Below are 13,896 nucleotides of genomic sequence, written 5' to 3' on the forward strand. Positions count from 1 at the left end.
CTAAAACAACACCCATTCGGGGAGGAGGAAACCCAATGATGACCACCCGCCGCCACATCCTGCTGGGCGCTGCCGCAGGCGCGCTGGCCGCGCCCTTCATCCGCCCGGGCATGGCCCGCGCCGCCGAATTCAGCTACAAGATCGCCAACAACCAGCCGCTGGAACACCCCAGCAACGTGCAGCTGACGCAGGCGATCAAGGCGATTGCCGAGGAAACCTCGGGCGCGGTCGACATCCAGATCTTTCCCTCGAACCAGCTCGGCGCCGATACCGACGTGCTGGGGCAACTCCGCGCCGGCGGGGTCGAGTTCTTCCAGCTCTCGCCGATCATCCTGTCGACGCTGGTGCCTAAATCCTCGCTGAACGGTGTGGGCTTTGCCTTCCCCGATTACGACACCGTCTGGAAGGCGATGGACGGCGCGCTTGGCGCCTATGAGCGCAAGGAGATCGAGGCCGCCGGCCTGATCGTCATGGACAAGATCTGGGACAACGGCTTCCGCCAGATCACTACCTCGACCAAGCCGATCACCAGCCCCGCCGATCTGGAAGGGTTCAAGATCCGCGTGCCGGTCAGCCCGCTGTGGACCTCGCTCTTCTCGGCCTTCGGTGCAGCGCCCGCCTCGATCAACTTTGCCGAGGTCTATACCGCGCTGCAGACCGGCATCGTCGACGGGCAGGAAAACCCCCTCGCTATCATGAAGGTCGCGAAACTGTGGGAGGTACAGAAATACCTGTCGCTGACCAACCACATGTGGGACGGCTTCTGGCTTCTGGGCAACCGCCGCGCCTGGGCGGCCCTGGGCGAGGCCAACCAGCAGATCGTCGCCAAGCATTTCAACGAAGGCGCCATGCGCCAGCGCGCCGATGTCATGGCGCTGAACGCCAGCCTGCGCGGCGATCTGGAAGGCCATGGCTTTGTCTTCAACGAGGTCGATCCCAAGCCCTTCGAGGACAAGCTGCGCGAGGCCGGCTTCTACGCCGAATGGAAGAAATCCTTTGGCGACGAGGCATGGGAGATCCTTGAAACCGCCATCGGGCGCAAGCTGGCCTGATGCGCGCCCCGGCCGCCCCCCAAACCGACCCGCAAGGCGGTCAAGGCGCGCAGGCGGTGGCCCGTGCGCTGTCGCTGTTGTCGCTGGTCGGGCGGGGCGGCGGGCCGGGGCTGACGCTGGCGGCGCTGGCCGAGGCGGCTGGCCTGCCCCGCCCCACGGCGCGGCGGTTGCTGCTGGCGCTTTGCGCCGCGCGGCTGGTCGAACAGGACCGTGACAGCCGTCGCTATCACCTTGGCCCCGAGGCCTATCTTCTGGGCAGCTTCGCCGAGGAACGCCACGGCCTCTTGCAACACGCCCGCGCCTCGATGCTGCGGCTGGCCGACCAGACCGGCGACACCGTGTTGCTGACCGTGCCGCAGGGCGACCATACGCTGTGCCTCGACCGCGTCGAGGGCAGCTTTCCGGTCCGCACCCATGCGCTGATGAAGGGCGACCGCAAGCCCGCCGGCATCGGCGCCGGCGCCATGGCGATCCTGGCCGCCCTGCCCCCGGCCGAGGCGCAGGCGGCGCTGCTGCGCACCCGCCCGCTGATCGCCGAATTCGGGCCGGGGCTGGTCAATGATCTGGCCGCCGATCTGGCGCTGGCGCGGGACACCGGCCACGCGCTGAACCCCGGTCGCATCGTCGCAGGTTCATGGGGACTGGGCGTCGCCATCCTGTGGCCCGACGGGCGGCCTGCGGGCGCGCTGTCCATCGCCGCCATCGAAAACCGTATGGGCTTTTTGCGGCAGGCCGAGCTGGTCGCCGCCCTGAACCGTGAATGTCATCTGATCGGGCGCAGCCTTGCCGCCCTTGAACCGCAAAGGAGATCCGCATGACCGACCCCCTGATCGTCGGCTGGGCGCATACGAAGTTCGGCAAGTCCGAGGCCCCGGACACACTCGCCCTGATGGCCGAGGTCGCGCGCCCGGCGCTGGACCACGCAGGCGTCCCGCCCGAGGCCGTCGATGGCATTTTCGTCGGCGTCTTCAACAACGGCTTTTCCCGGCAGGACTTTCAGGGCGCGCTGGTCGCCATGGGCACGCCGGAACTGGCGGGCGTGCCATTCCTGCGCACGGAAAACGCCTGCGCCACCGGCTCGGCCGCGCTGTATGCCGCCGCCGATTTCATCGCCTCGGGGCGCGGCAAGGTGGCGCTGGTGATCGGCGCCGAAAAGATGTCGGCCACGCCCAATGCCGAAGTGGGCGACATCCTTTTGTCCGCGAGCTTTGTCCCCGAAGAGGGCCAGATCCCCGGCGGTTTTGCCGGCGTCTTTGGCCGTATCACCGAGAATTATTTCCAGCGCCACGGCGACCGCTCGGAAGAGCTGGCGATGATCGCGGCCAAGAACCACGAAAACGGCATGCGCAATCCCTATGCGCATCTGCGCAAGCCCTTTGACGTGGCCTTCTGCAACACGCCCTCGGACAAGAACCCGCTGGTGGCGGGCCCGCTCAGGCGCACCGATTGCTCGCTGGTCTCGGACGGGGCGGCGGCGCTGGTGCTGGTCGCGCCGGAACTGGCCGAGGGGCTGGGCCGCGCCATCCGCTTTCGTGCCCGCGCGCAGGCCGGCGACTATCTGGCGCTGTCGCGGCGCGATCCCATCGCCTTTGACGGGCCGCGCCGGGCCTGGGCCTCGGCCTTGGCGCAGGCGGGCGTCGGCATCATGGACCTGTCGCTGGTCGAGACGCATGACTGCTTCACCACCGCCGAGATGATCGAATACGAGGCGATGGGGCTGGCCGAGCCCGGTCAGGGCTGGCGCGTGATCCGCGAAGGCACCACCCGCTTTGACGGCGCGCTGCCGGTGAACCCCTCGGGCGGGCTGAAATCCAAGGGCCATCCCATCGGCGCCACCGGTGTCTCGCAGCATGTCATGGTCGCGATGCAGCTGGCCGGAGAGGCAGGCGAGATGCAGCTGGCCGATCCCGGCCTTGGCGGCATCTTCAACATGGGCGGCGCGGCGGTCGCGTCCTATTGCTCGATCCTGGAGCGGCTGAAATGAGCGATCCTGCGGGCGGGCTGGCCCCGGTCAGCACCCGGGTGATGAACCTTGCGACCTTCCTGACCCAGGCCGCGCGCCGCGATCCGGGCGGCGTCGCGCTGGTCATGGGCACGGCGCGCTGGTCATGGGCCGAATTCGAGGCCCGCACCGATGCACTGGCCCATGTGCTGCAAACCCGCTACGGTCTGCACAAGGGCGACCGGGTGATGTGCCAGTCGCAGAACTGTCTGCAGATGATGCAGGCCATGTTCGCGGTCTGGCGCGCCGGCGGCGTCTGGGTGCCCGCGAACTTTCGCCAGACGCCCGAGGAAGTCGCCTATCTGACCGCGGCCTCGGGCGCGCGGCTGATGTTTTGCAACGCAGGCTTTCCCGATCATGCGGCGGCCTGCGACGTGGAAACGCTGGTCTTTGGCGAGGCAGCTTTCGGGCCTTCGGTCGATGCGCTGACCGAGGCGGCGATGGGCAACCGCCCGCAGGTGGCGCCGGTGGATCGCGACGATCCCTGTTGGTTCTTCTTCACCTCGGGCACCACGGGCCGGCCCAAGGCCAGCGTCCTGACCCATGGCCAGATGGCTTTTGTGGTCACCAACCATCTGGCCGATCTGATGCCCGGCCTGACCGGGGATGATGCCTCGCTGGTGGTGGCGCCCCTGTCGCATGGCGCGGGCGTGCATCAGCTGACGCAGGTGGCGCGGGGAGTAAAAACCGTGCTGCTGCCGGGCGAGAAATTCGACGTGGCGCAGGTCTGGGATCTGGTCGCGGAATGGCGCGTCTCGACCATGTTCACCGTGCCGACCATCGTGAAGCTGCTGGTCGAACATCCCTCGACCGCGACGGCCGACACCTCGTCGCTGCGCTATGTGATCTATGCCGGCGCGCCGATGTACCGGGTCGATCAGCAAAAGGCGCTGAACGTGCTGGGCCCCGTGCTGGTGCAATATTTCGGGCTGGGCGAGGTCACCGGCAATATCACCGTGCTGCCCGCGCATCTGCATCAGGCCGAGGACGGTCCCACGGCCCGCATCGGCACCTGCGGCCATGCCCGCACCGGCATCGAGGTGCAGATCCAGGACGATCAGGGCCGTGAAGTCGCCCCCGGCCAGACCGGAGAGATCTGCGTCATCGGCCCCGCCGTCTTTGCCGGCTATTACCAGAACTCGGCGGCCAATGCGAAAGCCTTTCGCGACGGCTGGTTCCGCACCGGCGATCTGGGCCATATGGACGAACAGGGCTTCGTCTATATCACCGGCCGCGAAAGCGACATGTTCATCTCGGGCGGCTCGAACGTCTACCCGCGCGAGATCGAGGAAAAGATCCTGACCCATCCCGCCGTGACCGAGGTCGCGGTGCTGGGCATGCCCGACCCCTTGTGGGGCGAGGTCGGCTGGGCGGTCTGCGTGACCTCGGCCCCGGTGACCGAGGCCGAGCTGGCCGCGTTCCTTGAGCCCAAGGTCTCGCGCTACAAGCTGCCCAAGCGGTTCCTGATCTGGGAGGCGCTGCCGAAATCGGCCTATGGCAAGATCACCAAGAAGATGATCCGCGACGAGATCATCGCCCGCGGTCTGGTCACGCCCCCGGACGAGGCAAGGCGGGCATGAGGATGATCCACCCCGGCCCCCGCCACCCCGACCGCGCCCAGACCCGGCGCGCCGATCTGCTGCCCATCGCGGGCGTGCTGCCCGCAGGGCAAAGCGTCATGCAGGCGGTGGGCGATCTGTTCGCGGCACATGGTTGCAAGGGCGGCACCCTGTCGCTTGCGGGTCTTGTCTGCGATCCGATGCGCTATGTGCTGCCCGCGCCCGCGACCGACGGGCTGCATGCGGCATGGTATTCCGACACCCACGCCCCCGCCGGGCCCTGGACGCTCGAATCCGCCAGTGCCAGCATCGGCTGGCGCGACGGCGCGCCCTTTCTGCATTGCCACGGCATCTGGAGCGACGGCACCACCCGCGCCATGGGGCATCTGCTGCCCTTTGACAGCATCATCGCCCGCGACACGCCCGTGACCGGCCTTGGCGCGCGCGAGACATGGTTCGAGGCCCTGCCCGACCCCGAGACCGCCTTCACCCTGTTCACGCCCGAAGGCGCGGACCATGGCGCGGGGCTATTCGCCCGCATCCGCCCCGGCGAGGATGTGGTCAGTGCCATCGAGGCACTGGCCGCCCGCCACGGCATGACCGATGCCCGGCTGCACGGCGTCGGCAGCATCGACCACATCCGCTTTGCCGAGGGCCATCGCATGGATTGCCACGCGACCGAGCTGCGCCTTGACGGCGCGCGTCTGGCGGCGGGCCGCGCGCATATCCCGATCGAGGTCGTGGACATTCACGGCCATATCGCACGCGGCACCCTGACCCGGGGCGAGAACCCGGTCGGCGTGACGCTGGAACTGATCTTTGAACCGACAGAGGACCACCCATGAGCCAAACCGCGCAAAAAGTTGCCATCGTCACCGGCGGGTGCCGGGGCATCGGCCTTGCCGCAACCGAGATCTTTCTGGAACAGGGCTGGGCCGTGGCCGTCGTCGACCGCGACACCGAGGAATTGCACCGTGCCTGCGACCATCTGACCGACGTGCTGCCGGTCGAGGCCGACATTTCGGACCCGCAGGCCGTCGACGGGGTGATCCGCAAGGTCGTCGCCCGCTTTGACCGCGTCGATGCGCTGGTCAACAACGCGGGCGTGGCGCTGTTTGCGCAAACCGGCCAGACCAGTTTCGAGGCGTGGCGCGAGGTGATGGCCACGAACCTTGACGGCGTGTTCCTGTGCACCCAGGCCGCGACCGAGGAACTGGCCAAGACGCGGGGCGCCATCGTCAACATCGCCTCGATCTCGGGGCTGCGCGCCTCGACCCTGCGGGTGGCCTATGGCACCTCCAAGGCCGCCGTCATCCACCTGACCAAGCAATTCGCCGCCGAACTGGGCGAGCGCGGCATCCGCGTCAACTGCGTGGCCCCCGGCCCCGTGCGCACCAAGCTGGCCATGGCGGTGCACGCGCCCGAAATCATCAGCGCCTATTACGACGCCATTCCGCTGAACCGCTATGGCGAGGCGCGCGAGATCGCCGAGGCCATCGTCTTCCTGTGCTCGGACAAGGCCAGCTTCGTCAGCGGCCAGACGCTGGCCGTCGATGGCGGTTTTGACGCGACCGGCGTGGGCCTGCCGGCGCTGCGCCGCGTGGCGGAAACCGCCTGAACCCGTTCCCGCCGCGCGGCCCATGGCGGCGCGGCGCCCCCCGATGCCGACCCGCACCAGCCCGGATGCAGCATCCGCAAGGCAGCTATGCGCGCAGGATATTGTCATCGACATATCGCACAAATGACCCTAGGTTCAGGCCGCGCAATTTCGTGATCGGTCTAAGTTAGTTGGTTAATGCGCAGGCTGGCCAGCAGGTCCAAGGCTCGCTGTCCAGCCGTCGTATGTTCCGCCTGATCGGCCGCGCCGGGCGATGGGCCGTCCCGGGATCCCGCCCTCAGCCCAGCCCGTGACGCTGGACGAATGCGATGAGCTCGGCGGCCGAGCTCATCGCGGTCTTTTCCAGAATCCGGGCGCGGTGGTGATCGACGGTGCGCGGGCTGATGCCCAGCTTGGCGGCGATCTCCTTGCTGGAAATCTCGGCCGGATGGCCGACCATGTGCCGCACGATCTGGCGTTCGCGCGTGGTCAGGCTGGCCAGCCGGGCAGTGTTGCGGCGCAGCGCCTCGCGCTGGCTGATCAGGTCGCGCAATTGCGCGAATGCCGCGTCGATCCGCTCGACCAGCACCGATTGCCGGAACGGCTTTTCCAGAAAATCGACCGCGCCGCCCTTGATCGCCTGCACCGCCTGCGGCACCGCCCCATGCCCCGAGATGAAGATGATCGGCAGCGGCCGGTCCTGCCGGTTCAGCACCTGCTGCAGCTCCAGCCCGTTCATGCCCGGCAGGCCGTAATCCAGCACCAGACAGCCCGGCCGTTCGGGATGCGGCCGCTCCAGAAAGGCGCGAGCCGAGGCATGGCTTTCCACGACATAGCCGCGCCGCTCCAGCCCCAGCGTGATCGCCGCGCGCACATCGGCATCGTCATCGACGACAAAGACGGTCAGCTGCGGCACGGGATCGACGGATTCTGCGGTTTGCTCGGTCATCATGCCTCCTCTGCGGCGCCGGCGCCGCCCTGCGGCAGGGTGAAATGGAACCGTGACCCGCCTCCGGGCCGCGGCTCGTGCCAGATGCGGCCGCCATGCGCCTCGACGATGGACTGGCAGATCGACAGGCCTAGCCCCATGCCGCCGGGCTTGCTGGTCTCGAATTGCGAAAACAGCGTCAGGCCGGGGGTGACGCCGGGGCCGTCATCCTCGACGGTGACGGTCAGGGCGCCCGCGCCGGCGGTGACGCGCAGCCAGATCCGGCCCGGCCGCCCGGCCATGGCCTCGACGGCATTGCGCAGCAGGTTCAGCACCACCTGCGCGATCTGCACGCGATTGCCCTCGACCAGCAGCGGCTCGTCGCAGACCTCGGGCCGGATGCAGATGCCGGCATCGCTGGCCTCGCCGCGCACCAGCTTCAGGCTTTGCTCCAGAAGCGGGCCCAGTTCAAAGCGGCTGCGCTCGCCCGCGTCCTTGTTGATGAAACTGCGCAGCGCCCGGATGATGCTGCCGGCGTTCAGCGACTGTTCCTCGATCGCCAGCAGCAGCCGGTCCAGCACCGGGTCGACATCGGGATGCTCGGACAGGATCAGCCGCGCGGTGTCGCTGTTCTGGGCGATGGCGGCCAGAGGCTGGTTCAGCTCATGCGCCAGACCCGCCGCCATCTCGCCCATGGTGCTGACCCGCACCAGATGCGACAGGTCGCTGCGCAGCCGGTCCAGCTCGGCCTCCATCTGCTTGCGGGGGGTGATATTTTCGGCCAGCATGACGCGGTGACGGGGCCGGCCGGCATCGTCATGGATCAGCATGCCGTTCAGCGCCACCCAGATCAGGCTGCCATCAGCGCGCCGCCACAGCCTTTCGCCATCGGCCAGATCGTCCTCGCCACGATCACCCGGCGCGCAAAGATCGGCCAGCGCCATCGCGGTCAGGCTGTCGCGGTCATGGCCGGTCAGCAGGCAGAACTGCCGGTTCACCCGCTCGATGGCACCGCTTTCCAGCGCGACCCGCGCAATCGCCGTCGGCGAATTATCCAGCGCCTGACCATATTCCAGCTCGGTCTGGCGGCGGGCGACGATCTCGCGCACCAGCGCGTCATTGGCGCGGGCCAGTTCGCGATAGGTGCGCGGCGGCGGCGTGTCCGGGTCCATCTCGCCCTGCGAGATCAGCGCGCTGCGCACGGCAAAGGCCCGCACCGGGCGATGGATATATTCCGCCAGCGCCAGCCCCAGCAGCCCGGTCAACAGCGACACCAGCGCCGCCAGCACGATATTGACCGTGCGGTTGCGCTTCAGATCGCCGATAAAGTCGTTCTCGGGCGCATAGACGCCGATGATCCATGGCAACTGGTCGCTGTCCAGCGGTTGCAGCACCGACAGGTAATTGCTGCCCTGATGCACGAATTCGCGTTCCAGCGATTGCGCGCCGGGCAGCGCCACCACCCCGTCATGCCACGAGGCGGCAAAGGCCGCGCGCGAGATCGGATCGCCGATCTCGTCCAGATTGGTAAAGCGCAGCCCGCCATCGGCGGCGCGGGTCTTGATCAGCTGCGGCTCGGGATGGGCCAGCACATCGCCATTGCGGTTCACGATCAGGGCGCGGCCATGCTTGCCGATGGTCAGCCGGGCCAGAAAATCCGACAGGCTGGAGATCTCGATATCGACGCCGACCACGCCGCGCAGCACGTCATTGCCCCCCATCACCGGCGCGGCCAGCGTGATGCCCGGCTGCTGCGAGGTGAAAAAGATATAGGGATCGGTCCAGATCGTGCCGCGCGCCGCCTTGGCCTTGGCATACCAGGGCCGCAGGCGCGGATCATAGGCATCGTCCTGCAAGCTGCTGCGCGAGCGCAGGCGAAAGGCGTCGTCGCGCCACAGCACCTCGACCTGACGGCGGCCCCCGCGCTGGGTGATGATCTTGGTGCGGAACGGACCGGCGCTGTCGCCGCTGCGCATGACATAGACAAAGCTGCCGTCCTGACCGCCGAAATAGAGACCGGCGAATTGCGGCGCCAGTTGCAGCTGCTGGAACAACAGCTTTTCCAGCGCCGCCGGATCGTCGCTTGCGACCACATCGCTTTGCGCCAGCCTTGCCGCCAGCTCGGCCGCGCCCTGCGCCGGGCTCAGAAAGCCCATGCTATGCGCGCCGGTATTGACGCCGACATCGCGCAACAGGTCGCGGGCATGACGCACCAGGGCGCGCTCGGAGGTGACATAGGACGAAAACACCACCGCCAGCACGGCCAGGAACTGCAACCCGGCCAGGCCCACAGCCAGCAATGCCCCAAGCGATCTGTTCATGGCGTCCTGCGCGCTATCCGTGATCTGCGGCGCGACCGGCGCCGCGAGACGCGGGGCCGGTCCCCACCGAATCCCACGTAAAAAGCAGCTTTTGCCGCCTTGCGCCGGCAAAGGACAGCCGCAACCCGGCGCAGCCTGGCGTTTTCCCGGCAGCTGTTACAGGGCTGCATAGGCAGTTTTGCCTAGGTAATGACGGCAATTTACCCTGTCCGGGGATCATGGGAAAAGCCCGCCGTCCGGCTCGCGCCGGAACCTGCCACGGGTGGTGGCAGGGGGTTCAGTTCCCGAGTGCGGCGTCCTGGGGCGCCGAGGTTGCGATCATGGCGCCGGGGCAGCATCCCGGCGCCGGTCGACCGCCATGCCACCCCCGGTCCCCCGCGCCACACCGCAGCCCATTCGCGCGGCAGTTTCCCGCCGACGCCCATAAGGCCCCGCGCGGACCTTCGTCACCATATTTAAACGCGAATACAATTACTTGCCTCAGATCCGCGACCCCCGCGCCCCGGCCCTGCCCCGCCAAGGCGCGGCAACCTGCAATTGTATCGTCGGCGAGGCGCTTTTCCTTTCCGCCGCACTCGGCTAGATCGCAGCCCGAGGCAACAAGAGAGACCGGCAGATGACGGGGCAGATGACGGGCACGCCGCAAGCCATGACCGCAGAGCGCATGACCGCCGCCCATATTCAGGGCGAAGTGGCCGAGATCCGCGCCATCTATGATCTGCTCTATCCCGATCAGAACCTGACCTACCTGTTCCGCGCCGGCAAGGATGCGATCTGGGGCGCGCCCGAGGTCACGCATGGCCCCCATACCTTCCGCCCCGGCGAGGTCTCGGCCAATTACATGGGCATGCTGCGCCGCCCCGGCCTGCATCCCGCCGCAGCGGAGGTCACGGTCGATGTCGCGATCCCGCGCCGGCCACTGCCGCATGAGACGACCGAGGCCGAGGCGCCCTGGCGGGGGATCCGCCCGCTGCGCCCGCTGCAGCGCGTCTCGCCCTTGGCCTATGAACAGATCCGCTATCTGGCCGAGATGATCCGCAAAAAGCGCGCGCATCGCCACAGCACGCAGGCCCTGCCGCTTGGCGAAGGCGCCGCCAGTTTCCCGCGCCCGGCCGAACCCGCCAGCGACAAGCGCCCGGCGGTGCTGATCGGCATGCATTGGCTGGAACATGGCGGGGCCGAGAAACTGGCCTTCGACTGCGTGAACTGGGCGCTGGAATCCGGGCTGCGGGTCTTTGTCGTGGCCGGCGTCGCCTCGGTGCAGCGGCTGGCGGGGCGGCTGCCCGATCACCCCGACCTGCGCCTGATCCGGCTGGACCGCTACCTGCCCTATGAGCTGTGGCCGCGCTATGTCGAACAGCTGGTGCGCAGCGAAAACATCCGGCTGGTGCATATCCACCATTGCCGCCAGCTTTACGATTCCCTGCCGCATCTGCGCATCTCGACGCCTTGGGTCCGCGTCATCGACAGCACCCATATCGTCGAATATGCCGATGGCGGCTATCCGCGCATCTCGGGCGTCTGGTCGGAATTCATCGACCTGCACCATGTCATCAGCGGCGAGCTGGTGGATTATTTCCGCGACACCTTCCACCTGCTGGGCAAGGTGCGGCTGGGCCGGATGCTGGATCGCGCGGCCGAGCCGCGCAGCCTGCCGCCGGTCCGCATGCAGCCCGGCCAGAAGCAGCTGCATGTCGCCTTTGTCGGTCGGTTGTTCTACCAGAAACGCCCGATCGTCGCGGCGGAAACCGTGGCGGCGCTGGCGAACTGGGCGCGCAACAATGGCGTCGCCTTCCGCGCCAGCATGGTTGGCGAGGGTCCCTTCCTTGGCGCGATGCGGCACCTGCTGCAACGGCGCGGACTGGCCGAACAGGTGGCCCTGCTTCCGGCCAATACCGACGTGCCGGCGCTGCTGCGTCAGGCCGATGTGATGATCCTGCCCTCGAACAACGAAGGTCTGGCGCTGGTCTGCTATGAGGCCATCGAACAGGGCTGCATCCCGATCTCGACCGATGTCGGCTCGCAGGATGAGGTGGTGCCGGCCGACCTGCTGGTGCCGCTTGCGCCGCGCAAGACGGTGCAGGCGACGGTGGCGGCGGTGGACGACCTGTGGCGCGACCCCGCCTTCAACGAACGCCAGCAGGCCGAGATGCGGCGCCTGTGGACCCGGCTGGGCGAGGATCCGACCGCGCGCGAACTGCTGTCGCAGGTCTATCGCCGGGTCGCCGCCGGGGGCGCGGGTTTCGAGGGTGACGGTTTCGACAAGGATATTCAGGCATGACCGCATTGACCAAGACCGCAGCCGTCATCGTGACCTTCAACCGCTCGGGCAAGCTGATGAATGTGCTCGACGCGCTGGCCGGCCAGACATGGCGGCCCGACATCGTGCTGGTGGTGGACAATGCCTCGACCGATGACACGCAGGCGCTGGTCGAGGCGCGCGGCAAGACCGATCCCAGCCTGCGCTATCTGAAACTGCCGGTAAACATCGGCGGCGCCGGCGGCTTTCACGCCGGGCTGAAGGCGGCCTATGGCATGGGGGCGCATTACTTCTGGATCTCGGATGACGACGCCTATCCCCAGCCCGACGCCATCGAGAAACTGGTCCGCGCCATCCAGCAATTCGAGGCCGACAACACATGGCGGCCCAGCTTTGCCGCCTCGCGCGTGGAATGGATCGACGGCACGCTGTGCGAGATGAACACGCCGCGCACGGTCTGGGACTGGCCGCGCTTTGTGCGCCCGGATGCGGCATGGGCGCTGGTCGATAGCGCCTCTTTCGTGTCGATCCTCGTGCCCCGCTGGGCGGTCGAGGCGCATGGCCTGCCGATCCCCGATTATTTCATCTGGTTCGACGATGCCGAATATACCCGCCGGCTGTCGCGCAGCTATCCGGGCATTTTTGTCCCCGAAAGCCGGGTCGTGCACGACACGCCCGACAACCGTGGCGTGAACTTTGGCCTGATCGACGCAAAAAGCCTGTGGAAATTCCGCTATGGCGCCCGCAACGAGGCCTCGTGGCGCCGGCGCGAGGGCGGCTGGCCCAGCCTGATCAGCTATGCCTTCGGCGTGCGCCAGCAGATGGTGCGCGGCAATGTGCCGGGCAAATACCGGCGCGAGATCTACCGCGCCATTCTGCGCGGCGCGACCTTCCGCCCGCGCATCGAGCAGGTCAAGGCCGACTAGCGCACATCACTGAGAAACGCCCGACAATGCAAAACCTCTATATCCATATCGGCACGCACAAGACCGCAACCACCTGGCTCCAGCACTATCTGGGCAAGAACAGCGACAAGCTGAACGATCACGGTTTCTATTACCCTTGGATCGGCCGGATCACTCAGGCCCAGCATCGGCTTGGTCAGGCGATCTTCGCGCGGCCTAATCCGCACGAAGCGCTCGACAACCTGCCCCTGTGGCAGAAATTCCGCCACGAACTGGCGATGACCGGATACAAGAATATCGTCATCAGCTCGGAGGAGTTTGAATGGGTCAAGCATCCCGAACTGATCAAGCGCTTCCTGCCCGATGTTACCATTCACACTGTGCTTTATCTGCGCCGTCAGGACGACTATCTGGAATCGCTTTACGGCCAGCAGATCCGCGATTTCAGGCCTCGGCTGACGTGCACGATCCATGAATATCTGGCACAGCGGAACCTGAACTTCCTAGATTATAGCCGGCTCGTCGCGCGCTGGCAGGCGGCCAGCGACCAGATGACCCTCAGGATATTCGATCGCAAGCTGATGAAGGGCGGCGATATTGGCCATGACTTCCTTGATGCCCTTGGGATTGGCAACACTGGGGGGTTCGAGGAACCAACCGCAGCCGTTATCGACCACAAGGCCAGCCTTGACCTGCGGGCACAAGAATTCGTGCGCCAATGCAATACGCTGCCGCTGGACGAAGGCGTACACAACCAGTTGGTCGACAAGATCGTACGCCTGAACAAGATAGTGCCCAAGTCTAAGGCCCGCCTGCTGTCGGTGGATGAGCGCCGCAAGCTGATGAGCCAATACGAAAGTAGCAATCGCAAGATCGCGCGTGATTACCCTTCGGCCTCACCCCTGCCCGAGCTGTTTGCCCCGATTGCGGATGGCGCACCTACTATTGCCCAAAGCGATACACCCGACCCGTTCGAAACGCTGCTCAAGGTGAACAACCTCCTGCAACTAGTCTGAACTAGCGTTTGGCCAGCAAACGGTTTCGGGCCGCGTCCATTGCCTGCAAGGCCAAAATAGGACGCCCGGCAGCAGCGAGCGCAATGGCCCGGGTTTCACGAAGATCACTGTCAGGAAACTTCCTGATCCGTAAGCGCGACGCTGATCCCCTCCTGCCGCTGGTGATCTGAACGGGCCAATCTCCGTGCGCATGAACGTCGGAGGTGTTGGCTTGGAACGAGACGGCAAAATGGGCGGCCATTTGGACGGCTTCTCG

12 protein-coding genes are annotated in these 13,896 nt (G+C 66.8%); 9 read left to right on the forward strand and 3 right to left on the reverse strand.

The window, feature by feature from the left end; translation table 11 throughout:
- The first annotated feature begins 35 nt into the window (after positions 1–35).
- From GL279_RS05825 to GL279_RS05850, 6 genes are read left to right on the forward strand one after another with little or no spacing between them, the layout of a single operon-like run.
- Positions 36–1,052, forward strand: coding sequence for a TRAP transporter substrate-binding protein (locus GL279_RS05825; RefSeq protein ID WP_155063668.1), 1,017 nt, complete (start codon positions 36–38; stop codon positions 1,050–1,052).
- A complete protein-coding gene (locus GL279_RS05830) occupies positions 1,052–1,870 on the forward strand; it encodes an IclR family transcriptional regulator (RefSeq protein ID WP_155063669.1) in 819 nt (272 codons plus the stop codon). The genes GL279_RS05825 and GL279_RS05830 overlap by 1 nt, the downstream gene beginning before the upstream one ends.
- Positions 1,867–3,036 (forward strand): acetyl-CoA acetyltransferase, encoded by a 1,170-nt coding sequence (locus tag GL279_RS05835; RefSeq protein WP_155063670.1) that lies wholly within the window; start codon positions 1,867–1,869, stop codon positions 3,034–3,036. Before GL279_RS05830 ends, GL279_RS05835 begins: the two co-directional genes overlap by 4 nt.
- Positions 3,033–4,634, forward strand: coding sequence for an acyl-CoA synthetase (locus GL279_RS05840; protein WP_155063671.1), 1,602 nt, complete (start codon positions 3,033–3,035; stop codon positions 4,632–4,634). Before GL279_RS05835 ends, GL279_RS05840 begins: the two co-directional genes overlap by 4 nt.
- Positions 4,631–5,458 carry a PCC domain-containing protein gene (locus tag GL279_RS05845; protein ID WP_155063672.1) on the forward strand — a complete coding sequence of 276 codons (828 nt, stop codon included), beginning with the start codon at positions 4,631–4,633 and terminating at the stop codon, positions 5,456–5,458. The genes GL279_RS05840 and GL279_RS05845 overlap by 4 nt, the downstream gene beginning before the upstream one ends.
- A complete protein-coding gene (locus GL279_RS05850) occupies positions 5,455–6,231 on the forward strand; it encodes an SDR family NAD(P)-dependent oxidoreductase (RefSeq protein WP_155063673.1) in 777 nt (258 codons plus the stop codon). The genes GL279_RS05845 and GL279_RS05850 overlap by 4 nt, the downstream gene beginning before the upstream one ends.
- Positions 6,232–6,508: 277 nt before the next feature.
- Here GL279_RS05850 and GL279_RS05855 read toward each other — a convergent pair whose 3' ends face one another.
- On the reverse strand, positions 6,509–7,159 hold the full coding sequence (locus GL279_RS05855) for a response regulator transcription factor (protein ID WP_155063674.1): 651 nt from the start codon (positions 7,157–7,159) through the stop codon (positions 6,509–6,511).
- Complete coding sequence (locus GL279_RS05860; protein WP_155063675.1) at positions 7,159–9,459, reverse strand: ATP-binding protein; 2,301 nt, start codon at positions 9,457–9,459, stop codon at positions 7,159–7,161. The genes GL279_RS05855 and GL279_RS05860 overlap by 1 nt, the downstream gene beginning before the upstream one ends.
- A 616-nt stretch (positions 9,460–10,075) precedes the next feature.
- On the opposite strand from GL279_RS05860, the gene GL279_RS05865 reads away from it, so the two are divergent.
- From GL279_RS05865 to GL279_RS05875, 3 genes are read left to right on the forward strand one after another with little or no spacing between them, the layout of a single operon-like run.
- Positions 10,076–11,740: a glycosyltransferase gene (locus GL279_RS05865; protein ID WP_155063676.1), complete on the forward strand. Its 1,665-nt coding sequence runs from the start codon at positions 10,076–10,078 to the stop codon at positions 11,738–11,740.
- A complete protein-coding gene (locus tag GL279_RS05870) occupies positions 11,737–12,645 on the forward strand; it encodes a glycosyltransferase family 2 protein (protein WP_155063677.1) in 909 nt (302 codons plus the stop codon). The genes GL279_RS05865 and GL279_RS05870 overlap by 4 nt, the downstream gene beginning before the upstream one ends.
- Positions 12,646–12,671: 26 nt before the next feature.
- The gene (locus GL279_RS05875) at positions 12,672–13,640 is read left to right on the forward strand and encodes a hypothetical protein (RefSeq protein ID WP_155063678.1); all 969 of its coding nucleotides are present in this window, start codon (positions 12,672–12,674) and stop codon (positions 13,638–13,640) included.
- 1 nt (position 13,641) lies between these two features.
- On the opposite strand, the gene GL279_RS19250 is transcribed toward GL279_RS05875, so the two are convergent.
- On the reverse strand, positions 13,642–13,896 hold a 255-nt coding region (locus tag GL279_RS19250), incomplete at its 5' end, for a hypothetical protein (RefSeq protein ID WP_211371260.1).

This window comes from Paracoccus limosus (assembly GCF_009711185.1).
GTDB classification, from domain to species: domain Bacteria; phylum Pseudomonadota; class Alphaproteobacteria; order Rhodobacterales; family Rhodobacteraceae; genus Paracoccus; species Paracoccus limosus.

What these genes read in the sequence shown, in the direction of transcription:
- GL279_RS05835 (WP_155063670.1), top strand. Translation starts at nt 1,867, where the DNA reads ATGACCGACCCCCTGATCGTCGGCTGGGCGCATACGAAGTTCGGCAAG.
- GL279_RS05850 (WP_155063673.1), top strand. Translation starts at nt 5,455, where the DNA reads ATGAGCCAAACCGCGCAAAAAGTTGCCATCGTCACCGGCGGGTGCCGG.
- GL279_RS05865 (WP_155063676.1), top strand. Translation starts at nt 10,076, where the DNA reads ATGACGGGGCAGATGACGGGCACGCCGCAAGCCATGACCGCAGAGCGC.
- GL279_RS05825 (WP_155063668.1), top strand. Translation starts at nt 36, where the DNA reads ATGATGACCACCCGCCGCCACATCCTGCTGGGCGCTGCCGCAGGCGCG.
- GL279_RS05855 (WP_155063674.1), bottom strand. Translation starts at nt 7,159, where the DNA reads ATGACCGAGCAAACCGCAGAATCCGTCGATCCCGTGCCGCAGCTGACC.
- GL279_RS05870 (WP_155063677.1), top strand. Translation starts at nt 11,737, where the DNA reads ATGACCGCATTGACCAAGACCGCAGCCGTCATCGTGACCTTCAACCGC.
- GL279_RS05860 (WP_155063675.1), bottom strand. Translation starts at nt 9,459, where the DNA reads ATGAACAGATCGCTTGGGGCATTGCTGGCTGTGGGCCTGGCCGGGTTG.
- GL279_RS05840 (WP_155063671.1), top strand. Translation starts at nt 3,033, where the DNA reads ATGAGCGATCCTGCGGGCGGGCTGGCCCCGGTCAGCACCCGGGTGATG.
- GL279_RS05875 (WP_155063678.1), top strand. Translation starts at nt 12,672, where the DNA reads ATGCAAAACCTCTATATCCATATCGGCACGCACAAGACCGCAACCACC.
- GL279_RS05845 (WP_155063672.1), top strand. Translation starts at nt 4,631, where the DNA reads ATGAGGATGATCCACCCCGGCCCCCGCCACCCCGACCGCGCCCAGACC.
- GL279_RS05830 (WP_155063669.1), top strand. Translation starts at nt 1,052, where the DNA reads ATGCGCGCCCCGGCCGCCCCCCAAACCGACCCGCAAGGCGGTCAAGGC.